The 21,043-nt window shown below is 73.2% G+C and carries 19 protein-coding genes, 1 tRNA gene and 2 pseudogenes; 9 read left to right on the forward strand and 13 right to left on the reverse strand.

Annotated features, from left to right (window positions below; genetic code table 11):
• Positions 1 to 87: 87 nt before the first annotated feature.
• From ABZ457_RS29225 to ABZ457_RS29260, 8 genes and pseudogenes are all read right to left on the reverse strand, one after another.
• A pseudogene (locus ABZ457_RS29225) lies at positions 88 to 1,001 on the reverse strand (MBL fold metallo-hydrolase).
• Positions 1,002 to 1,176: 175 nt separating this feature from the next.
• Positions 1,177 to 1,473, reverse strand: coding sequence for a hypothetical protein (locus ABZ457_RS29230; RefSeq protein ID WP_359163633.1), 297 nt, complete (start codon positions 1,471 to 1,473; stop codon positions 1,177 to 1,179).
• Between the two features lie 141 nt (positions 1,474 to 1,614).
• A complete protein-coding gene (locus ABZ457_RS29235) occupies positions 1,615 to 1,929 on the reverse strand; it encodes a DUF202 domain-containing protein (RefSeq protein WP_359163636.1) in 315 nt (104 codons plus the stop codon).
• Positions 1,926 to 2,315 carry a DUF202 domain-containing protein gene (locus ABZ457_RS29240; RefSeq protein WP_359163639.1) on the reverse strand — a complete coding sequence of 130 codons (390 nt, stop codon included), beginning with the start codon at positions 2,313 to 2,315 and terminating at the stop codon, positions 1,926 to 1,928. The genes ABZ457_RS29235 and ABZ457_RS29240 overlap by 4 nt, the downstream gene beginning before the upstream one ends.
• 10 nt (positions 2,316 to 2,325) lie before the next feature.
• Entirely contained in the window at positions 2,326 to 2,838 is a 513-nt protein-coding gene (locus ABZ457_RS29245; RefSeq protein WP_359163683.1) for an NUDIX domain-containing protein, read from the reverse strand.
• 138 nt (positions 2,839 to 2,976) lie between these two features.
• Positions 2,977 to 3,378 (reverse strand): annotated as a pseudogene (locus ABZ457_RS29250) (ASCH domain-containing protein); the annotation flags it as partial.
• Between the two features lie 130 nt (positions 3,379 to 3,508).
• Complete coding sequence (locus tag ABZ457_RS29255; protein ID WP_359163642.1) at positions 3,509 to 4,906, reverse strand: gluconate:H+ symporter; 1,398 nt, start codon at positions 4,904 to 4,906, stop codon at positions 3,509 to 3,511.
• Positions 4,907 to 4,969: 63 nt separating this feature from the next.
• Entirely contained in the window at positions 4,970 to 5,479 is a 510-nt protein-coding gene (locus ABZ457_RS29260; RefSeq protein WP_359163646.1) for a gluconokinase, read from the reverse strand.
• 252 nt (positions 5,480 to 5,731) lie between these two features.
• Between ABZ457_RS29260 and ABZ457_RS29265 the strand changes: the two genes are divergently transcribed.
• The 4 genes from ABZ457_RS29265 to ABZ457_RS29280 all read left to right on the forward strand — a co-directional run bounded on the left by ABZ457_RS29265 (position 5,732) and on the right by ABZ457_RS29280 (position 10,029).
• Positions 5,732 to 6,433: an FCD domain-containing protein gene (locus ABZ457_RS29265; protein WP_359163649.1), complete on the forward strand. Its 702-nt coding sequence runs from the start codon at positions 5,732 to 5,734 to the stop codon at positions 6,431 to 6,433.
• Positions 6,434 to 6,710: 277 nt separating this feature from the next.
• The gene (locus tag ABZ457_RS29270) at positions 6,711 to 8,165 is read left to right on the forward strand and encodes an amino acid permease (RefSeq protein WP_359163652.1); all 1,455 of its coding nucleotides are present in this window, start codon (positions 6,711 to 6,713) and stop codon (positions 8,163 to 8,165) included.
• Positions 8,166 to 8,311: 146 nt separating this feature from the next.
• Positions 8,312 to 9,400, forward strand: a complete 1,089-nt coding sequence (locus ABZ457_RS29275; protein WP_359163654.1) for an S-(hydroxymethyl)mycothiol dehydrogenase — start codon at positions 8,312 to 8,314, stop codon at positions 9,398 to 9,400.
• Complete coding sequence (locus ABZ457_RS29280; RefSeq protein WP_359163657.1) at positions 9,400 to 10,029, forward strand: MBL fold metallo-hydrolase; 630 nt, start codon at positions 9,400 to 9,402, stop codon at positions 10,027 to 10,029. The genes ABZ457_RS29275 and ABZ457_RS29280 overlap by 1 nt, the downstream gene beginning before the upstream one ends.
• Here ABZ457_RS29280 and ABZ457_RS29285 read toward each other — a convergent pair.
• Positions 10,002 to 10,943, reverse strand: coding sequence for a pseudouridine synthase (locus tag ABZ457_RS29285; protein ID WP_359163660.1), 942 nt, complete (start codon positions 10,941 to 10,943; stop codon positions 10,002 to 10,004). The genes ABZ457_RS29280 and ABZ457_RS29285 overlap by 28 nt on opposite strands.
• 128 nt (positions 10,944 to 11,071) lie before the next feature.
• On the opposite strand from ABZ457_RS29285, the gene ABZ457_RS29290 reads away from it, so the two are divergent.
• Positions 11,072 to 11,950 carry an ABC transporter substrate-binding protein gene (locus ABZ457_RS29290; protein WP_359163663.1) on the forward strand — a complete coding sequence of 293 codons (879 nt, stop codon included), beginning with the start codon at positions 11,072 to 11,074 and terminating at the stop codon, positions 11,948 to 11,950.
• Between the two features lie 84 nt (positions 11,951 to 12,034).
• Here the strand turns inward: ABZ457_RS29290 and ABZ457_RS29295 are convergent, their stop codons facing one another.
• Together ABZ457_RS29295 and ABZ457_RS29300 are read right to left on the reverse strand one after the other, a co-directional pair.
• A complete protein-coding gene (locus ABZ457_RS29295) occupies positions 12,035 to 14,692 on the reverse strand; it encodes a SpoIIE family protein phosphatase (protein WP_359163666.1) in 2,658 nt (885 codons plus the stop codon).
• Positions 14,693 to 14,920: 228 nt separating this feature from the next.
• Positions 14,921 to 15,008, reverse strand: a tRNA-Leu gene (locus ABZ457_RS29300).
• A gap of 228 nt (positions 15,009 to 15,236) precedes the next feature.
• On the opposite strand from ABZ457_RS29300, the gene ABZ457_RS29305 reads away from it, so the two are divergent.
• The 3 genes from ABZ457_RS29305 (at position 15,237) to ABZ457_RS29315 (ending at position 17,787) form a co-directional block, all read left to right on the forward strand.
• Positions 15,237 to 16,562 carry a M20/M25/M40 family metallo-hydrolase gene (locus ABZ457_RS29305; RefSeq protein WP_359163669.1) on the forward strand — a complete coding sequence of 442 codons (1,326 nt, stop codon included), beginning with the start codon at positions 15,237 to 15,239 and terminating at the stop codon, positions 16,560 to 16,562.
• Between the two features lie 166 nt (positions 16,563 to 16,728).
• Positions 16,729 to 16,962 (forward strand): chaplin, encoded by a 234-nt coding sequence (locus ABZ457_RS29310; protein ID WP_018849027.1) that lies wholly within the window; start codon positions 16,729 to 16,731, stop codon positions 16,960 to 16,962.
• Positions 16,963 to 17,112: 150 nt separating this feature from the next.
• Entirely contained in the window at positions 17,113 to 17,787 is a 675-nt protein-coding gene (locus tag ABZ457_RS29315; protein ID WP_359163673.1) for a chaplin, read from the forward strand.
• 161 nt (positions 17,788 to 17,948) lie between these two features.
• Here ABZ457_RS29315 and ABZ457_RS29320 read toward each other — a convergent pair whose 3' ends face one another.
• A complete protein-coding gene (locus tag ABZ457_RS29320; RefSeq protein ID WP_026277856.1) occupies positions 17,949 to 18,137 on the reverse strand; it encodes a DUF5703 family protein in 189 nt (62 codons plus the stop codon).
• Between the two features lie 47 nt (positions 18,138 to 18,184).
• Between ABZ457_RS29320 and ABZ457_RS29325 the strand changes: the two genes are divergently transcribed.
• Positions 18,185 to 18,841, forward strand: coding sequence for a hypothetical protein (locus tag ABZ457_RS29325; protein WP_359163678.1), 657 nt, complete (start codon positions 18,185 to 18,187; stop codon positions 18,839 to 18,841).
• Positions 18,842 to 18,943: 102 nt separating this feature from the next.
• On the opposite strand, the gene ABZ457_RS29330 is transcribed toward ABZ457_RS29325, so the two are convergent.
• A partial coding sequence (locus tag ABZ457_RS29330; protein ID WP_359163681.1) for a helix-hairpin-helix domain-containing protein occupies positions 18,944 to 21,043 on the reverse strand: 2,100 nt, incomplete at its 5' end.

Genomic DNA, 21,043 nt, shown 5'->3' on the forward strand with positions numbered 1-21,043 from the left:
GCCGCACGGCCCCATCGAGACCGAAGCAGCCCGACGCCTCACCGAAGACCTCAACCACGAGTGATCAACGGCTTACCCAACACTTTCTCAGGCGTGGCAGGCCACCGGCACCCCGCCGTTCATCGCCGCCATGTCCGCGAAGACGGTGGCGATGTCCAGCGGGGAGCCCTCCGGCAGCCCGTCCAGCTCCGCGTACGCCCGGTGCAGATTGGCCACCAGGCGTTCGTGCTCCCGCAGCTTCCCGAACTCCCCGAGATCCGCCCGGCGCGCGGTCTCCAGCGGAGTGCGCCCGAGCGCGTGCCCCTCCTCGGCGAGCGCGGCCACGAACCGCAGATACCGCTCGGTCTCGTCGTACGCCGAGGGGTCGGTCACGGGCCCGTGGCCGGGGACGACCACCTCCGCGTCCAGCGACCGCAGCACCTCCAGGGCCCGCAGCGAACCGCGCAGCGACCCCGTCGGCACGAACGGCGTCCCGCCCTGGAAGACCAGGTCGCCGGTGAACACCACCCCCCGGCCGGGCAGGTGCACCACCGTGTCCCCGGTGGTGTGCGCCACCCCGCCCGGGTGCAGCAGGACCGCCTCGATCTCCCCGACGTGGACGGTCAGCCGGTCGCGGTAGGTCAGGGTCGGCGCGGTGACGCTGATCTCGCCGAAGTCCGTCCGCGGCCACACCAGATGGAGCTGCCGCCCGGCCGCCAGCACCTCCCGTCGGCACGCCTCGTGCCCGGCGATCACGGCCCCGGGCAGGAAAAGAGCGTTCCCGTAGGTGTGGTCGCCGTGGTGGTGGGTGTTGACGACGGTCCCCGGGAGCGGGGCGCCGGTGGCGAGCAGGCCTCGCGCAGGGCCCGCGTCCGGGACTCGGTGGCGGCGGTGTCGACCAGCAGGGTGGAGCCGCCGTCGCTCACGAACCCCGCGTTGTTGAGGCACCAGCCGCCGTCGGGCTGGATATAGGCGTGCACCCCGGGTGCGAGACGGGTGGTGTACGGGTCCGTGGCGGGCACGAGGTCTCCCCCCGGTGGTCGTCCGGTCGGTCGTCGTCGCGGGCAGTAGCCCGCTGTCGCGTGCAACTGCCGCTCAGAGCCTGCCAGTCGGGGCCGCCGGGGGAAACAGGGCCGCCGGTCAGGGCCGGAAACAGGACGGCGGCGGCCGGAGCCGCCGCCGGGCCGGTCGCTCGGGTCAGTGGTCGTCCCAGTGCCCGTCGTGCTCGGCGTGACGGTGCCCGTCGTGCACATAGTCCACGTGGTCGCCGTGGACGATCGCCGGGTGGCCGCAGCCGGAGCCGTGCTGATGGGCGTGACCGCTGTGGGAGACGTGCTCGCCGGGCTCGCACTCGTCCCAGTGGCCCTCGTGCTCCCGGTGCAGATGGCCGTCGTGCGCGTAGTCGAGATGGTCGCCGTGGCGGATCTCGGTGTGGCCGCAGTCCGGGCCGTGGGAGTGGGTGTGTGCGGGGTGCTCCTGGTGGAGGACGGTCATGGCGCTCACCTTGATGTGGGTGATATGGGGCGTTCTGCCGCTTTCCAGGCTAGTCCGACCCGGGCCCCGGCACCCCTCACCGGGCCGCGCGCCCCGGAAGCCGGCCCACGAGCGGCAAGCCGGCCCACCGAGCAGCGCCGCTCAGACCACGATGGCCACGGCGAACGCCGCCAGCGCCAGCGTGCACGCCACCGCCCCCAGGGCCTCCGCCCGGGTCAGCGCGGCGGGCCGGGCGGCGCCCATCGCCGTGATCCGCCGGTGCGCCAGCGCCAGGAAGGCCAGCATCGCGGCCACGCACAGGGCCAGGGCGACCACGCCCGCCCAGGTCACGCCGTCGTCCACGACCTGGCGCACCGCGAGCACGGCGACCACCGTCCAGCTCAGTGTGGTGCGCCGCCAGGAGAGCCGGGTGCGCTCCGGCTGGAGCCCCGGGTCCCGTTCCGGGGCCGTCCTCACACGTCCCCCAGCGCCACGACCACCACCATGACCACCGCGACCGCCGCCACCAGCAGGGCCAGCAGCGCGGGGAAACGGGAGACGGGCAGATCCTCGCCGCGGCGCATCGCCCGCTCGCAGCGCACCCAGTGGTTCACCGCCCGCACCGCGCACACCGCGCCCGTGGCGATCAGCGCCAGGGCCAGGGTGACGCGGACGGACCGGTGCAGGTCGGGCAGGAACTGGTCGACGGCGAACCCGCCGCCGATCAGGGCGAGGGCGGTCCGGATCCAGGCGAGGAAGGTGCGTTCATTGGCGAGGGAGAAGCGGTAGTCCGGTGTCTCGCCCTCGTCCCGGATGCGTGCCGGGGCGAACCACAGCCGCAGGCCGCGTACCCATTCGCTCACGCTGCGCACCCTACCCGCGCCGCCCGCGCGGGAGCGCGAGGAGCCTGCGGTACGCGTGGAGGCCGTCCGGCGCCCACTCCCAGGCGCCGCCGAGCCGCGCGTCCAGCTCCTCGTCCGTCAGGAAGCCGTACCAGGCGACCTCCGACTCCTGCGGTTGGACGGGCAGGGGGCAGCGGACCTCGTAGACGGCCGACCACCAACTGCGGGCCGGGTCGCCGCCGTCCTCGTACAGGAACCGGAAGAGCGGGACGGGACGGGGGAGTCCGCGCACCCCGAGCTCCTCCTCGGCCTCCCGCAGCGCCGCCTCGTCGTAGCTCTCGCCCGCGCCGACGACCCCGCCGACGAACATGTCGTACCGGGACGGGAACACCTGCTTCGTGGCGGTCCTGCGGTGTACGAAGACCCGCCCCTCGGCGTCCCGGACCAGCACGAACACGACCCGGTGGCGCAGCCCGCGCGCGTACACCTCGCCGCGCGGGGCCTGCCCGGTGACGCGGTCCTCCTCGTCGACCACGTCCAGGATCTCCTCGCCGGGATCAGGATCGGGAACGGGCGCGGGAGTGGCGGGCGCGGCGGGATCGGGAACGGGCGCGGCGGTCGAGGTGTCGGCGGCGGGCGCGGGCTCAGGGACGGCCCCGCCGTCCAGCCGCTCCACCACCCGGAAGCGCTCCGCCACCACCATCGTGGTGTCGTCCACCGTGAACTCCGGGTCCCCCAGCGCCTCCCGCATCTCCTCGCCGTGCCAGAACGCCTCGTGCGCGGCCCGCCACTCGGCCACCGAGCGATGCCCCTCGCCCTCGTCGAGCGCGTGCCGGAGGTCGACCTCGCCGAGCGGGAGGACCCGCACCTCGGTCAGTTCCAGTACGGCGACCTCCCGGCCCGCCGAGTCGATCAGGGCCGACCGCTCGCCGACCGGCGGGAGTTCCTCGTCCTCCACCTCGTACTCGGCGAGCAGCCCGGTCGTGGAGACCTTCTCGCCGCGCAGCACGGCGTCCACCAACCGGTCGCGCAGCGGGCCGGGGAAGGCCAGCAGATACGGCTTCAGGGCTTCGCGCTTCTCCATGGCCGCAATTCTGGCACCGCGCCCCCGCCCGCCCGCGGCACCACCGGCCCCGCCCCGGGTGCCGGAAACGGGACCGGCCCGGTCCGCGCGGGGGACGCGGGCCGGGCCGGCCGATCAGGAGGGGTCCGGGCTACAACACCAGGGAGAGCAGCAGGACGAAGACGATGCCGACGACCGAGATGATGGTCTCCATCACCGACCAGGTCTTGATCGTCTGGCCGACGCTCATCCCGAAGTACTCCTTCACCAGCCAGAATCCGGCGTCGTTGACATGGCTGAAGAAGAGCGAGCCGGCGCCGATCGCGAGGACCAGCAGGGCCGCGTGCGAGGTCGACATGTCGGCGGCGAGCGGGGCGACCAGACCGGCGGCCGAGATGGTCGCCACGGTGGCCGAACCGGTCGCCAGCCGGATCGCGACCGCGATCAGCCAGGCGAGGAGCAGTGTCGGGATGGCCCAGTCCTTGGAGAAGTCCAGGATCATCTGGCCGACGCCGATATCGATCAGGGTCTGCTTGAAGCCGCCGCCCGCGCCGACGATCAGCAGGATGCCCGCGATCGGGGCGAGGGACTTCTCGACGGTGGAGCCGATCCGCTCCTTGGTGAACCCGGCCGCGCGGCCCAGGGTGAACAGGCCCACGAGCACGGCGGCGAGCAGGGCGATCAGCGGCGAGCCGATGACGTCGGTGACCCGCTGGACGGGGTTCGCCGGGTCGTCGACGACGATGTCGACCAGCGCCTTCGCCATCATCAGGACGACCGGCAGCAGGACCGTGGAGACGGTGGCGGCGAAGCCGGGGCGCTTCTCCAGCTCCTCCGAGGCGCGCTGCGGGATCATCTTCTCCGGCGCGGGGATGTCCACCCAGCGGGCGGCGAACTTCGAGAACACCGGACCGGCGATGATCACCGTCGGTATCGCGACGACCAGGCCCAGCGCCAGGGTGACGCCGAGGTTGGCGCCGATGGCGTCGATCGCGACCAGCGGGCCCGGGTGCGGCGGGATCAGACCGTGCATCACGGACAGACCGGCCAGGGCCGGGATGCCGATCCGCATCAGCGAGTAGTTGCCGCGCTTGGCGACCATCAGCACGACCGGGATCAGCAGCACGATGCCGACCTCGAAGAAGAGCGGCAGACCGATGACCGAGGCGATGAGCACCATCGCCCAGGGCATGGCGCGCCCGCTCGCCCTCGCGAGGATCGTGTCGACGATCTGGTCCGCGCCGCCGGAGTCCGCGAGCAGCTTGCCGAGGATCGCGCCGAGGGCGATCAGCACGCCCACGCCCGCCACGGTGCTGCCGAGCCCCGCGGTGAAGGAGGCGATGGTCTTGTCCAGCGGCGCGCCCGCGAACAGGCCGAGGGAGAGCGAGCCGATGGTCAGGGCCAGGAAGGCATGGAGCTTGAAGCGCGTGATGAGCAGGACGATGACGGCGATGCCCGCGAGGACGGCGATGCCGAGCTGGGCATCGCCCGCCGAGGTGATCGGCTCGACGGTGTCCGCTGCCAGCATCTCGACGCTGAGACTGGTCACGGTGGTTCCTTCGTCAGGGGGAGGGAGTCGGGGGAGGGGCCCGGGGCCCGGAGCGGTGGGTGGTCAGCCGTCGAGCCGGCGCAGCGCGGCGACGGCCCGTTCGGTGATCTCCTCGGGGGTTCCGGTCACGTCGACGGCGACACCCGCCTCGTCGTCGCCCAGCGGTTGCAGGGTGGCGAACTGCGAGTCCAGCAGGGCCGTGGGCATGAAGTGCCCCCGGCGCTGCGACATCCGGCGCTCGATGAGCTCCCGGTCGCCGGTCAGGTGCAGGAACACCGCGTCCGGCGCGGCGGCCCGCAGCCGGTCCCGGTAGTCGCGCTTGAGGGCGGAGCTGGAGACGACACCGCCGAGGCCCGCCCGCTCGTGGGCCCAGGCGCCGATGGCGTCCAGCCACGGCCGGCGGTCCTCGTCGTCCAGCGGGGTGCCGGCCGACATCTTGGCGATGTTGGCGGGGGGATGGAAATCGTCGCCCTCGGCGTAGGGAACGCCCAGTGCGGCGGCGAGCAGGGGGCCGACCGTGGTCTTGCCGGTGCCTGCCACGCCCATCACCACAACGACGTGAGGGGTGCTCATCAGTGCCTCGCTGTTCGTCTTCGTCGACTCGGACCGCCGTCTCCGTGTGGCCGGTGGCCGGAAGGCGTCGGTCCGTCGCGCTACTGAAACCTATTAGGTACGACGTATTCAAGAGTCTGAGACATAAACGTCATACTTTTTGTTCCCGGGTTTCTCTCGCCCGCTCCTCCCGGGCCGCCCGCGTCTCCCTCCGCGTCGCCCGGGGCCGGTCCGGTAGGCCGCCCGCCGACCAGGAGCCCGTACGCTTTGTCCATGACCACCGAAGGCCGAGGGCTTCACACGCACGTGCTCGACACCCTCGGCCTCGCCATCACGGCGGGCGAGTATCCGCAGGGCAGTGTGCTGCGCACCGACGAGGTCGCCCAGCGCTTCGACGTCTCGCGCACGGTGGTCCGCGAGGTGGTCCGTGTCCTGGAGTCGATGCACCTGGTGGAGTCCCGCCGGCGTGTCGGCGTCACCGTGCGGCCCACCGAGGAGTGGAACGTCTACGACCCGCGCGTCATCCGCTGGCGCCTGGCCGGCGCCGACCGCCCCCGCCAGCTGCGCTCCCTCACCGTGCTGCGCTCCGCGATCGAGCCGGTGGCCGCCTCCCTCGCCGCCGTGAACGCCACCCCCGAGCAGTGCGCCGGGCTCACCGAGTGCGCCCTCGGCATGGTCGCCACCTCCCGCGGCCAGCAGCTGGAGGCGTACCTGGAGCACGACATCGCCTTCCACCGGATCGTGCTGAACGCCTCGGGCAACGAGATGTTCGCCCGGCTCGGGGACGTGGTCGCCGAGGTGCTGGCCGGGCGCACCCACCACCATGTGATGTTCGAGGACCCGGACCCGGCCGCCGTCACCCTGCACGTCCAGGTCGCCGAGGCCGTTCGCGAAGGTGACGCCGAGCGGGCCGAGCGCCTCACCCGGGAGATCGCCGTCGGCGCCCTGGAGGAGCTGGACGTGCTCGCCCCCTGAGCCGTCCGGCCCTCACCCCGGCAGCGGGGGCTGCCGGTCAAGAGCACCCTCCCGCGCATGTCATCCTTGCTTCACCCTGTCGAAACCTCTGGAATACCTCAGATCTATGTCTGAGTGAGGCAGGCCACTGCCAGAATCCCAGGGTTGCCTCGACGATGAGCCCCGGTCCCCCGCGCCCTCGGGCCGCTCGGTGGTGATCACCCCGCATCGATCGGGCAGGCCGCCGGCAGACGGCCGGGCACCGCACAGAACCCCTCACAAAGGCGAACACCCCCCTATGAGTGACCGCATCACGGCCGAGGCCGAGACGCCCGCCCCCTCGACGGGCTCCCCCCACGTCGACGCCGGAGACGCCGGGTACCGCAAGGACCTCAAGTCGCGGCACATCAACATGATCGCGATCGGCGGCGCCATCGGCACCGGCCTGTTCCTCGGCGCCGGCGGGCGCATGGCGAACGCGGGCCCCTCCCTCTTCATCGCCTACGCGGTCTGCGGTGTCTTCGCCTTCTTCGTCGTCCGCGCCCTCGGCGAGCTGGTGCTCTACCGCCCCTCCTCCGGCGCCTTCGTCTCCTACGCCCGTGAGTTCATGGGCGAGAAGGGCGCCTACACGGCCGGCTGGCTGTACTTCCTGAACTGGTCGACCACCGCCATCGCCGACATCACCGCGGCCGCCACCTACGCCCACTTCTGGGCCATGTTCAGCGACGTCCCGCAGTGGATCCTCGCCCTGATCGCGCTCGCCGTGGTCCTGGCCGCCAACCTCATCTCGGTGAAGTACTTCGGCGAGATGGAGTTCTGGTTCGCGATCATCAAGGTCGCCGCGCTCGTCCTGTTCATGCTCATCGGCATCTTCCTCGTCGTGACCTCCCACGACATCGGCGGCCACACCCCGGGCTTCTCCACCATCAGCGACAACGGCGGCATCTTCCCCAGCGGCGTCCTGCCGATGCTGCTGCTGATCCAGGGCGTGGTCTTCGCCTACGCCTCCGTCGAGCTGTGCGGCGTCGCCGCCGGTGAGACCGAGAACCCCGAGAAGATCATGCCGCGCGCGATCAACTCGATCATGTGGCGCGTGGGCCTCTTCTACGTCGGCTCGGTCGTCCTGCTCGCCCTGCTCCTCCCGTACACCGCGTACTCGGCGGGCGAGAGCCCCTTCGTCACCGTCTTCGACAAGCTCGGCATCCCCGGCGCGGCGGGCGTGATGAACCTGGTCGTCCTCACCGCGGCCCTGTCCAGCCTGAACTCCGGCCTCTACTCCACCGGCCGCATCCTGCGCTCCATGTCCCTCGCGGGCTCCGCGCCGAAGTTCACCGGTGTGATGAACAAGGGCGGTGTCCCCTACGGCGGCATCCTGCTGACCGCGGCCTTCGGTGTCCTCGGCGTGGTCCTCAACTACGTCATGCCGGGCGAGGCGTTCGAGCTGGTGCTGAACTTCGCCTCCGTCGGCATCATCGGCACCTGGGGGATGATCATGCTCTGCTCGCTGCTGTTCTGGCACCGCTCCCAGGCCGGCCTGCTCAGCCGCCCCTTCTACCGCCTGCCGTGGGCCCCGTACACCCAGATCGTCACCCTGATGTTCCTGGGCTCGGTGCTGGTCCTGATGTGGATGGACGGCGGGATCAGCCGCACCACCATCAACTGCCTGCCGCTGATCGCCGCGGCCCTGGTCGGAGGCTGGTTCGTGGTCCGCGGCCGGGTGAACGCCGTCGCCGCCGGGCGCACGGAGCTCTGAGCCCCGGACACCTCCTAAGCCCGGCCCCGCCGCCCGTCACCGCACGGGCGGCGGGGCCGCGCCGTTTCCACAACCCCGGCGCGCGCCGCCCGGAGGGGCCATAGTGGGGGACGACATCACTGTGCGAGGAAGGGCAGGCCACAGACATGCCGCAGCAGGTGAACGGTGTGATCGCACCCGGGAAGGACGAGCCGGTACGGGTGGAGGCGATCGTCATTCCGGATCCCGGGCCGGGGGAGGCGGTGGTGAAGATCCAGGCCTGCGGGGTGTGCCACACCGATCTGCACTACAAGCAGGGCGGGATCAACGACGAGTTCCCCTTCCTGCTGGGCCACGAGGCCGCCGGTGTGGTCGAGTCGGTCGGCGACGGGGTCACCGAGGTCGCCCCGGGGGACTTCGTGGTCCTCAACTGGCGCGCGGTCTGCGGCCGCTGCCGTGCCTGTCTGCGGGGCCGGCCCTGGTACTGCTTCGACACCCATAACGCGAAGCAGAAGATGACGGTCGCCGCGACCGGCGCGGAACTCTCACCGGCCCTCGGTATCGGCGCCTTCGCCGAGAAGACCCTGGTCGCCGCGGGTCAGTGCACCAAGGTCGACCCGTCCGTGGCGCCCGAGGTGGCGGGGCTGCTGGGCTGCGGGGTGATGGCCGGGATCGGCGCGGCGGTCAACACCGGGCAGGTCGGACGCGGCGACACGGTCGCCGTCATCGGCTGCGGCGGGGTCGGGGACGCGGCGATCGTCGGCTCCCGCCTCGCGGGGGCCGCGAGGATCATCGCGGTGGACATCGACGACCGGAAGCTGGAGACCGCCCGCTCCATGGGCGCCACCCACACCGTCAACTCCCGTTCCACCGACGCCGTGGAGGCGATCCGGGAGCTGACCGGGGGCTTCGGCGCGGACGTCGTCATCGAGGCCGTCGGCCGCCCCGAGACCTACAAGCAGGCGTTCTACGCCCGCGACCTGGCCGGCACCGTCGTCCTCGTCGGCGTCCCGACCCCGGACATGAAACTCGAACTCCCCCTCCTCGACGTGTTCGGGCGCGGCGGGGCCCTCAAATCGTCCTGGTACGGGGACTGTCTGCCCTCCCGGGACTTCCCGATGCTGATCGACCTCCACCAGCAGGGCCGCATCGACCTCGGCGCGTTCGTCACCGAGACCATCGGCCTCGGTGACGTCGAGAAGGCGTTCGCCCGGATGCACGAGGGCGACGTCCTGCGCTCGGTGGTGGTGCTCTGATGGCCGCCCGTATCGATCACCTGGTCACCTCCGGCACCTTCTCCCTCGACGGCGGCACCTGGGACGTCGACAACAACGTCTGGATCGTCGGCGACGACACCGAGGCCATCGTCATCGACGCCGCCCACGACGCCGACGCCGTCCTTACCGCCCTCGACGGACGCACCCTGCGCGCCATTGTGTGCACCCACGCCCATGACGACCACATCGACGCCGCCCCCGCCCTCGCCGCCGCCACCGGCGCGCCGGTCCTCCTCCACCCCGACGACCTGCCGCTGTGGAAGCAGACCCACCCCGACCGCGCCCCCGACGCCGACCTCGCGGACGGGCAGGAACTCACCGTCGCCGGCACCACCCTGACCGTGCTGCACACCCCCGGCCACGCCCCCGGCGCGGTCTGCCTCCACGCACCGGACCTGAACACCCTCTTCAGCGGGGACACTCTCTTCGCCGGCGGCCCCGGTGCCACGGGCCGGTCGTTCTCCCACTTCCCGACCATCATCGACTCCCTCCGCGACCGGCTCCTGACCCTCCCCCCGGACACCGTCGTACGCACCGGCCACGGCGAGTCGACCACCATCGCCGCCGAAGCACCCCACCTTCAGGACTGGATCGACCGAGGCCACTGAGCCAGCCGCAGCCCGCTGGTGAACCGGTGCTCCCGTCCGGTGACGGGGTCGGTGAACTCCAGGGCCCGCGCGAGCAGTTGCAGCGGGCGCCCGAAGTCCTCCGGCTCCGCCGCCGGCCGGACCACCGGATACAGCGGGTCGTCCAGGATCGGCAGCCCCAGCGTGTTCATGTGCACCCGGAGCTGATGGGTCCGGCCGGTACGCGGCAGCAGCCGGTACCGGCCGAGCCCGCCGGCCGTCCCCACCAGCTCGATCCGGCTCTCGCTGTTCGGCTCGCCCGGCTCCTCCCGTGCCGCGAGCACCCCCCGCTCCTTCACGATCCGGCTGCGCACCGTGCGCGGCAGCGCCACCGCCGGGTCGTACGCGGCCACCGCCTCGTACTCCTTGCGCACCCGCCGCTCCGCGAAGAGCGACTGGTACGCCCCCCGGTCCTCCGGCCGCACCACGAAGAGCACCAGCCCGGCCGTCAGCCGGTCCAGCCGGTGCGCGGGCTGGAGCCGGGGCAGCCCCAGCTCCCGCCGCAGCCGGGCCAGGGCGGTGTCGGTGACATGGCTGCCGCGCGGCATCGTCGCCAGGAAGTGCGGCTTGTCCACGACCAGCAGCCGCTCGTCCCGGTGCACGATCCCGATGTCGAACGGCACCGGGGCCTCGGGCGCGAGATCCCGGTGGAACCACAGCGTCCGCCCCGGAACGTACGGCTCCTCCCCGTGGACCGGCCCCTCGGCGCCGACGAACCGCCCCTCCGCGAGCATCGCCGCCACCCGCTCCGCCCCGATCGCCCCGCCGTACCGCGCCACCAGATACTCGCCCACGGTCGCCCAGGCCCCCGCCGGATCCTCGGGCAGCCGCACCCGCACCGGATCGATCCCGTCCCGCTGGGGCAGTGGCGCGGGGTCCCTGTGCCGTCGCCTCACCACCCGGACCCCCTGTGCCGTCGCCTCACCGCCCGGACTCTACGTCCTCCCACGTGGCTCCGGCCGTCGTATGGTTCGGGGTGATTTATGGTGACTCAAGGAGTACGTCCCGACCGGAGGTGCAATTGATGCGCGCCGCGGCAGCGATCGTCTCCCTGGCTGCCGCCGCCGCGCTCGTCGTCACGACGGCGGCGTGCGACCAGGAGGGCCCGGATACGTCGAAGGCCCGCTACGGCGACTGCGCGGTCTCGGGACAGTACGGGGAGTTCGACCTGTCGCCCGTGACCGCGGGCGTCCTCACGGTCAGAACGACCCTGCCGGCGCCCGGCTGGTGGAACGGGGACACACCGGAGACCGTCCGGAGCGGCTACGAGTACTGCATGGCCGCCAATATCGCCTACCGCTCCGGACTCGACCGGGTGAAGGTGGAGAACGCCCCCTTCCCGGAGGTCGTCTCCGGCCGCAGCAAGGACTTCGACCTGGCCCTGGCGCAGATCACGATCACCCCCGAGCGCAGCAGGGTCGCCGACTTCTCCCCGCCCTATCTCTCCTCGACCCTGGGAGTGCTGATCAGGGACGGCGAGAACATCAACGAGGACACCATCCGTGACGTGCGCATCGGAGTGGCCGAGGGCACCACGGGCGAGGAGTTCGTCGAGAACCGGCTGCGGCCGACCGAGCCCGTCACCCCCTTCGCCAACGACCCGGCGATGGTCGAGGCGCTGGAGGACGGCCGGATCGACGCGGTCGTCCACGACACCACCATCCTGCTGCCGTACCTCCAGAAGCGGGAGGGCAGCGTGCGCCTCCTCGGCCAGTACCGGACCGACCAGGGGTACGGCGCCCTGTACCCCAAGGGCTCGCCCGAGAAGGGCGAGCTGGACCGGATCATCCGCCAGCTCATCGACGACGGGACGCTCGCCAAACTGTCGGCCGTCTACCTCGGGGCGGCCTTCGGCCAGGACCCGGCCAGGATTCCGTACCTCACGGTCGACGGCGGCACCTGAGCACGGCGCGCCGCTTCCCGCTGAACCCGCACGCGCTGAACCGCTCCCGCTTCCCGCCGGCGCGGTGCTCGCCGCCCGCCCGCCTCACAGGTCCTCCATCAGGAGAACACCCAGGTCCCCGGCCACCTCCGCCCCGAGCGCCTGCTCCGCCCAGATGATCTTGCCCCGGTCGGTGTAGCGGGTCCCCCAACGCCGGGACAGCTGCGCCACGAGGAACAGCCCGCGGCCCCCCTCGTCGGTGAAGGCCGCGCGACGCAGATGCGGGGAGGTGCTGGTGCCGTCGGCGACCTCGCAGATCAGGCTGTCCCGGTCACGCAGCAGCCGCAGACCGATGGGGCCCCTGCCGTACCGGATCGCGTTGGTCACCAGTTCGCTGACGATCAGCTCGGTCGTGAAGGCGACCTCGTCGAGCCCCCACTCCGCCAGCCTGCGGGCGGCCTCGGCACGGATCCGGGGGACGGCCGCGGGGTCGTCGGGCACCTCCCACTCCGCGACCTGATCCGGGTCGAGCAGCCGGGTGCGCGCGATCAGCAGGGCCACGTCGTCACTCGACCCGGTCCGCAGCATCGCGTCGAGCACCGTCCCGCAGGTGTCCTCCAGGGAGGCGCCGGCCGTGTCGGCGAGCGCGTCCCTCAGCATGCCGAGGCCCACGTCGATGTCCCGGCCGCGGGCCTCGACCAGCCCGTCGGTGTAGAGGACCAGCCGGCTGCCCGGGGCGAGCCGCAGCTCGCCCGTCTCCACCGGCAGACCGCCGCCCACGCCCAGGGGCGGGGCTACGGGGATCTCGGGGAAGGTCACGGCGCCGTCGGGCGGGACCAGCGCCGGACCGGGATGCCCGGCCCGCGCGAGAACGCACCGCCCGGAGACCGGGTCGTAGACCGCGTACAGACAGGTCGCGCCGGTGACCGTCTCGGGGTTGCCCTCGGCCGCCGCGTCCAGGTCGATCCGGGTGACCAGGTCGTCCAGGTGCGCCAGGAGCTCGTCCGGGGGCAGGTCCAGGGCGGCGAAGTTGTGCACCGCGGTCCGCAGCCGGCCCATCGTCGCGGCGGCGTGCAGACCGTGCCCGACGACGTCGCCGACCACCAGCGCCACCCGGGCCCCCGGCAGCGGGATGACGTCGTACCAGTCGCCGCCCACCCCCGCCTGGGCGGGCAGGTACCGGTGCCCGACCTCCAGGGCGGACAGCTCGGGGAAGGTGCCGGGCAGCAGGCTGCGCTGGAGGGTGACGGCCGTGGTGTGCTCCCGGGTGTAGCGGCGCGCGTTGTCGATGCACACCGCCGCCCGGGCGGCGAGTTCCTCCGCGGGGGACAGGTCGTCCGGCTCGAAGGGGTCCTGCTCCGAACGCCAGAACTCCACGATGCCCAGCAACTGGCCCCGGGCCCGCAGCGGCACCGAGATCATGGAGTGGATGCCGTACTCGATCACCCGCCGGGTCCGCTCCGGGTCCTGCGCCCGCCACCCGTCGGCCAGGGCCAGGTGCTCCACCAGGACCGGTCGGCCGGTGGTCATCCCGATGGCCACGGGGTTGCCGGGCACATAGCGCACCAGCGTCCCGGTGGGGTGGAGGGGCGCGTCCTCCCGGATGCCCGCGGCCGCGATACGGCGCATCTCCGTACTCGCCCCCGTCGGCTCACCGCCCTGGAGGACGGACTCCACCAGCTCGACGGTGGCGAAGTCGGCGAAGCGCGGGACCGCCACCTCGGTCAGCTCCTCGGTGGTGCGCTTCATGTCGAGGGTGGTCCCGATCCGCGTGCTCGCGTCGTACAGCAACTGCAGGCGCCCGCGCGCCACGTCCGCCCGGCCCGCGAGGGCGCTCAGCTCGGTGGTGTCCCGCAGGGTGGCGACGCTGCCGCCTCCCGCCGGGCCCACCGGTCGCACATTGACCGCGAGCAGGGTGTCCCCGGCCAGGAAGACCTGGTCCGTGGCCGCACGGCCCGATCCCAGCAGCCCGGCCAGGTCCGGGCCCAGCCCGAGATCGGTGACCGGCCTGCCCTCCGGCTCCGGCGGCAGGGCGAGGAGCCGGCGCGCCTCGTCGTTGACCAGCAGCAGCCGCCCGTCGCCGGACAGGATGAGCACGCCCTCGCGGACCGCGTGCAGCACCGCGTCGTGGTGCTCGTACATACGGGTCATCTCCACCGGCCCCAGGCCCCGGGTCTGACGCCGCAGACGCCCGCTGACCAGCGCCGACCCACCCGCGGCCAGCAGCAGCGCGACCCCGCCGGCGGTGAAGAGCACCGGCAGCTGGTGCTGCACCACGTCGGTCACCTTGTCGACCGTGACGCCCACGGTGACCAGGCCGACCGCGGTCCCGTTCTCGTCGAAGACGGCCACCGTCGAGTCGACCGCCTTCCCCAGACTGCTGTCGAAGGTCGTCTGGTGCGGCTCGCCCTCAAGGGCCTCGCCGTAGGAGGTGGACACATGCTTCCCGACCTGGTCCGGGTCCGGATGGGTCCACCGGAAGCCGTAGGGGCTCAGCGCCACGACGTAGTCGACGCCGGTGTTCCTGCGCACCGCCTCGGCCCGTGGCTGGAGCGCCGCCGTCGGGTCGTCGCTCTGCATCGCCTCCGCGGTCCCCGGGGCGTTCGCGAACGCCTCGGCCGCCACCAGCGACCGGTCGCGGGCCTCCTGGATCGCACGGTTGCGGTCCTGGATCACGAGGACCACGACGGCGATGGCGATGAGCACCAGGACGACCACCAGCTGCAGCAGGAACACCTGCCCGGCGACGGTCCGCGGCTTCACCCGCGACAGCCCCCACCGCCCCGCCCCACCACGCCGGGCCCCCGGACCGCCGCCCACCGGCCCGTCCCCCGGCGCCACCCGCTCACCCTGCCGGCCCGCCGGGGCGTTTCGCCCGAGATTGCCCATTTCCTCAGTATCGACGACCGACCGGGCGGGCGCGGCTCAGGGCGGGCGGGCAGGGGAAGGGCCCGGAAACGCAAAAGACCCCAGATCGACTGGGGTCTCTGCTGGTGTCCGAGGGGGGACTTGAACCCCCACGCCCGATAAAGGGCACTAGCACCTCAAGCTAGCGCGTCTGCCATTCCGCCACCCGGACAAGGTGTCTGTCTCGCGGCCCCGGGCCGCTCCGACGTGGAAAACCATAGCAAACATTCGACCCCCCTCGATCACACCCCCCGAGCGCCCCCGGCACCCCCCGAGGGCCCGCCCGGCCGCGGGTCCCGGTGGTGAACACGGTGTGACGGCCGGTGGTCGCCCTTGGGCGGAGGGCCCGGTGGCGGGAGGATGGGGGGTGGACCACCAGCAGCGACAGCGGGAGGAACGCGTGAGCGAGGACAGGACGGCCCCGGCGGTCTCGGGCGAGGACGAGGTCGTCGACCTCTGCCGTGAGCTGATCCGGATCGACACCAGCAACTACGGCGACCACTCCGGCCCCGGTGAGCGCGCGGCGGCCGAGTACGTCGCCGAGAAGCTCGCCGAGGTGGGCCTCGAACCGCGGATCTTCGAGTCGCACAAGGGCCGCGCCTCCACCGTGGCCCGGATCGAGGGCGAGGACCCGTCCCGCCCCGCGCTGCTCATCCACGGCCACACGGACGTCGTCCCGGCGAACGCGGAGGACTGGACCCACCACCCCTTCTCCGGCGAGATCGCGGACGGCTGCGTCTGGGGCCGGGGCGCGGTGGACATGAAGGACATGGACGCCATGACCCTCGCGGTGGTGCGCGAGCGGCTGCGCACCGGCCGCAAGCCCCCGCGCGACGTCGTGCTCGCCTTCCTCGCCGACGAGGAGGCCGGCGGCACCTACGGCGCGCGGTACCTCGTCGACAAGCACCCGGACCTCTTCGAGGGCGTCACCGAGGCGATCGGCGAGGTCGGCGGCTTCTCCTTCACGGTCAACGAGAACCTGCGCCTCTACCTGGTGGAGACCGCGCAGAAGGGCATGCACTGGATGCGCCTCACGGTCGAGGGCACCGCCGGGCACGGCTCGATGACCAATGACGACAACGCGATCACCGAGCTGTGCGAGGCCGTCGGCCGGCTGGGCCGCCACACCTGGCCGGTCCGGGTCACCAAGACCGTCCGCTCCTTCCTCGACGAGCTGTCCGACGCGCTGGGCACCCCTCTCGACCCCGAGGACATGGAGGCCACCCTCGCCAAGCTGGGCGGCATCGCCAAGATGGTCGGCGCGACCCTGCGCAACTCCGCGGCCCCGACCATGCTCGGCGCCGGCTACAAGGTGAACGTCATCCCCGGCCAGGCCACCGCCCATGTCGACGGGCGGTTCCTGCCCGGCTACGAGGAGGAGTTCCTCGCGGACCTGGACCGGCTCCTCGGCCCCCGGGTCCGGCGGGAGGACGTGCACGGCGACAAGGCCCTGGAGACCAGTTTCGACGGCGCCCTCGTGGACGCCATGCAGGTGGCCCTCAAGGCCGAGGACCCCATCGCGCGGGCCGTGCCGTACATGCTCTCCGGCGGCACCGACGCCAAGTCCTTCGACGACCTCGGCATCCGCTGCTTCGGCTTCGCGCCGCTGAAGCTGCCCCCGGAGCTGGACTTCGCGGGCATGTTCCACGGTGTGGACGAGCGGGTCCCGGTGGACGGCCTGAAGTTCGGGGTCCGGGTGCTGGACCGCTTCCTCGACGCCTGCTGAGCCCGGCCCCCGGGCCGGCCGCCGTCGAGGCTGCCGCAAATCGTCCGTCTGTCCGCCGCCCACCGGAAAGAGTGAACGGGGGTTTCGCCTCGTAGCCCCCGTGCCTCCCCCTCGTTACAGGTGATGCGGTCCGCGGTTGGGGCCGTTTTGCCAACTAGGAGGAATAATGATCAAGAAGGTCGTCGCTGCTGCGGCTGCCACCGGTGGTCTGGTGCTCGCGGGCGCGGGTGTCGCCATGGCCGACTCGGGTGCCCACGGCGCCGCTGTCGGTTCCCCCGGCGTGCTCTCCGGCAACCTGATCCAGGCGCCGATCCACGTCCCGGTCAACGTGTGCGGCAACACCGTCAACGTGATCGGCCTGCTGAACCCGGCCTTCGGCAACACCTGCGTCAACGCCTGACGTTCATGTGACGTTGCGGCCCGGACCGCTCCAGGACCGGGTCGGATTCCGGGCGGCTCCGGAGTGCATGCCATGCACTCCGGAGCCGCCCGGTTCTCCTCCCCGGGCGTGCACCGGGGTACCGAAGGAAGTGGAAGGCAGGGCATCACCATGCGACAGGTCACGCGCAAGGGCCTGGTCACCGTGGCGGCCGCGGGGGGCGTACTCGCCCTCGGCGGGGGCTACGCGCAGGCGGACTCGGGGGCGAATGGCGGGGCGTCGAACTCTCCCGGCGTTCTGTCCGGCAACTCGGTCCAGGCGCCCGTGCACGTCCCCGTGAACGCCTGTGGGAACACCGTGAACGTCGTCGGGCTCCTGAACCCGGCGATGGGCAACAAGTGCGCCAACGTCTCCCGGGGAACGGGCGGCGGAGGCGGGGGCGGATCGCACGCGGACGGCGGCACGAGCAACTCCCCGGGCGTCGGCTCGGGCAACTCGGTCCAGGTCCCGATCGATCTCCCCGTCAACGCGTGCGGGAACAGCGTCACCATCGGGGGGCTCCTCAACCCGTCGTTCGGCAACGACTGCGAGAACGGCCCCGACACCCCCACACCGCCCGGCAAGCCGGGCACCCCCGAGGAGCCCGAGACCCCCGAGACCCCGGTCACGCCCGAGAAGCCGGGCGAGCCGGGGACCCCGAACACGCCGGGCACCCAGACGGTCACGCCGCCGGAGGAGCACCTCGCCGCGACGGGCGCGGGCGCTCTGGGCGTCGCCGCACCGGTCGGTGCGGGCCTGCTGCTCGCGGGCGCCGTGCTCTACCGCAAGGCGCGCCGGGCCGCCTAGACGACCGGTGCGCACGGGGCGGCGGACGGTCAGGACCGGCCGCCCCCTCCCTTCCCCCCACATACGCACGCCCCACACGTGCGCGGCACGACGAGGAGCGGGTCCGTTTCCACGGGCCCGCTCCTTGCCATTGACGCCTCTGCCAGGTCCCTGCCAGGTGTCTACCAGGTGGCGCGCACCTGGCGGATGATGCGACGGCGGAGCCGCACACGGCGGCTGCCGTCTCTCAGCAGCGTCAGTCGGTCCAACTCCCAGTGTCCGTACTCGGCGTGGTCGGTGAGCAGTCGCGCCGCTTCCCTGCGGGAGACCCCGCGCGGCACGTACACGTCTGTGAATTCGTATTCCGGCATCGCATCTATTGTGCGGGCAGCCGCCCGGTACGGATAGCGTGCGCACTATGTCTGATGCTGCGCAGCCCACCGCTGCCGAGGTACGTGCCGCCGCCGACGCGGTCAAGGCCGCACTGGACCGCCACCTCGCGGCGGTCGAGAACCGCACGGGCGACGACGACCCCGCCGTCTACGAGTCCTTCAACGCCCTCGCCGCCGCGGCCGAGGCGTACGACGAGCGGCTCTACGACCGCTACGACGAGGTGACCCCCTTCGAGATCCCGGGCGCCGACGACTCCCTGCCGCCGTACGCGGGCCCCGAGGAGCCCAACGCCCTCAGCGTCCTCATCCGCCGCGACTACGCGGTGGCCGAGCCGCAGCGGCTGCTCGCCCAGGCACAGCGCATCGCCGACCTCGATCCGGACGCCCCGGCCCGCCCCTCCGACGCCCCGGTCGTGGGCAGCAGTGTGCACGCGGCGCTGGGGGTCCTCTTCGGTGAGTTCGAGCCGGACGAAATCGCCTCGCGGCACAAGGAGTTCGGGCTGGAGGAGGGCGACTCCACCCTCTGGGTCGCCGCGGCGGACGAGCTGCCCGAGCCGGGGGAGTGGCTGAGCGCCCCCTTCGACCAGGCCGACCCGGAACGGGTGGTGTGCCGGTTCGACGTGAGTGCGGTCTTCGACGAGGACGAGCTGGAGGGCTTCGAGGACCGGGACGACGACGCCTGACGCCGCCCCCGACCGCGTCCCCTCGGGCGCCCCGCCCGGCCCCGGCCGGACGGGGCGCCCGTTCGTGTGCGGGGCCGGTGGGTGCGGGTGCCGGTGGACGGCTCAGGAGGTGGGGGACGGCGCGAGCAGGCCCTCCAGCAGGGTGCGCAGACGGGTCGACCGGGGCGCGTCCGGGACCTCGGCGACGGCCCGGGGGAGCGCCTGGTCGACGCCGTGGACCACCGAGACGTGCCGCTCGCCGCGGCCGAAGGCCGTGTAGACCCAGGGGCGGCTCAGGCCCGGCGCGGCGTCGCCCGGCAGCACGACCACGGCGGCCGGCCAGCGGGCCCCGGCCGCCTGATGGGCCGTCACGGCCCAGCCGTGGCGCAGCGCGGACTCCACCCGGGCCCGGGGCACCAGCACCGGGCGGCCCTCGCACTCCACCCGCAGCCCCTCCGCCTCGGCCGAGACCACGGTGCCGGTCAGGGTCCGGCCCGGGGCCTGGGCGTAGGCCACCCGGTCGCCCGGGTCGAAGCCCCCGAAGCGGCCGGGGCCGGGGTTGAGGCGCTCCTTGAGGGCCGCGTTCAGCGCCCGGGTGCCGGCCGCGCCGCCGTGGCCCACCGTGATCACCTGCGTCCGGTCGGCGGGGACGCCGATGGCGCGCGGCACGGAGTCGGCGACGAGCTGCACCGTGCGGTGGACGGCCTCGCCCGCGTCCCGCACGGGGACGATGACCAGCTCCTTGCCGGGGGCCTCCACCTGGTTCAGCTCGCCGACGCCGATGCCCGAGACCAGCTCGCCGAGGGGGCCCGGGTCCGGGGTGCGGGAGGCGATCTGCGGGCACACCCGGGCGGCGAGCAGATCGGCGAAGACCCGGCCCGCGCCCGCGGAGCCGAGGACCCCGGGGTCGCCGCCGAGCACCAGGCGGGAGCCGTCGGGCAGCGACTCGACGAGCATCGCGGCGGTCTCCACGTCGAGCTGGGGGGCGTCGAGGACCACCAGCAGGTCCAGGGCGAGGGCCCCGTCCTCGTCCCGGCCGGGGCCGGCCGAGCCGCCGAGCAGCCCGGCCACGGTGACCGCGTCCGCCTCGGGGCCCAGGCGACGGCAGCCGTTCGGGCTGTGCACGGCCACCAGGGCGCGCAGCCCGCGCTCCCGGGCGTGCGCGACGAGCGCGACCGGCTCGGCGCGGGACGCCTCGCCGCCGGTGTGCACCACGAGCCCGTGCGCGCCGGCGGCCCGGACCAGCTCGGGGCCCTCCCACTCCTCGGAGGGACCGGTGCGGGCGAGCCGGGCGAGCCCTTCGGCGAGGCTCTCCTCGGCCATCGCGTACCGGTCCAGCCCGAGGAGTACGGGCACGGGGGCGGCGGGCTCCTCCTCGGGGGCGTCGTCGGCGGTCTCCTCCACCCCGCCCTGGAAGACGAGCGCGGCACCGGTCTCGACGGCCAGTTCCACGGCCTTGTCCGGCTCCGGGACCTGGCGCTGGGCGAGGGCCGCGCGGACGGCGGAGACCTCCTGGACGGTGTGGCCGCGCACGGCGGCGTGCTCCAGCACCCAGGCCACCAGGGCGGCGGCGCGGCGCTCGTCACCGGGGCCGCACTCGGGGCCGAGCAGCGCCCGCGCGAAGCCGTCCGCCTGCTCGGGGCGCACCTCGGGCACGGAGAGGAGCTGCCACGGGTCCTCGGCGAGCAGCGCGGCGGCGGACTCCCCGAGCACCTCGGCCACGGGGCCCGCGAGGCTCTCGGGCGCCCCGCCCCGGGCGAGCACGGCCCGCACCTCGTCCAGCGTCCCCGGCGCGACCTCCCGCTGCGGGGCGGCGGGCTCGGGCCGGGCCGTCACCTGTGGCGCGGGGCGCGGGGGCGCGGCGTCGAAGAACTCGGTTCCGGCGGCCGAACCGCTCTCCACCGCCCGCACGGCGGCGAGCAGATCGGCGGCGGTCCCGCTGAGCTTCCCCCCGCTCTCCACCGGCCCCTCCCGCCCGGCCCGCCGCCGCGCGATCCGCTCCCGCAACTCCCGCTGCGCGGCGAGCTCGGCCTGCGCCTCGCTGATCCCTGCGGCCTCGGCCCCCTCCGCGCCCGCCGTAGCGGCCGGGGCAGCTTCCGCGCCGTCCTCGGCCCCGCTGACCGGATCGGCTCCCGCAGCGGCCGCCGCGCCCCCGGCCCCGCCCCGGCCGCCCCGGCCGACGCGGCCACCCGCGCCGTGCGCCGCCGGGACGCCCGCCGTGCC

This window comes from Streptomyces sp. NPDC005805, from assembly GCF_040630445.1.
Classification (GTDB): domain Bacteria; phylum Actinomycetota; class Actinomycetes; order Streptomycetales; family Streptomycetaceae; genus Streptomyces.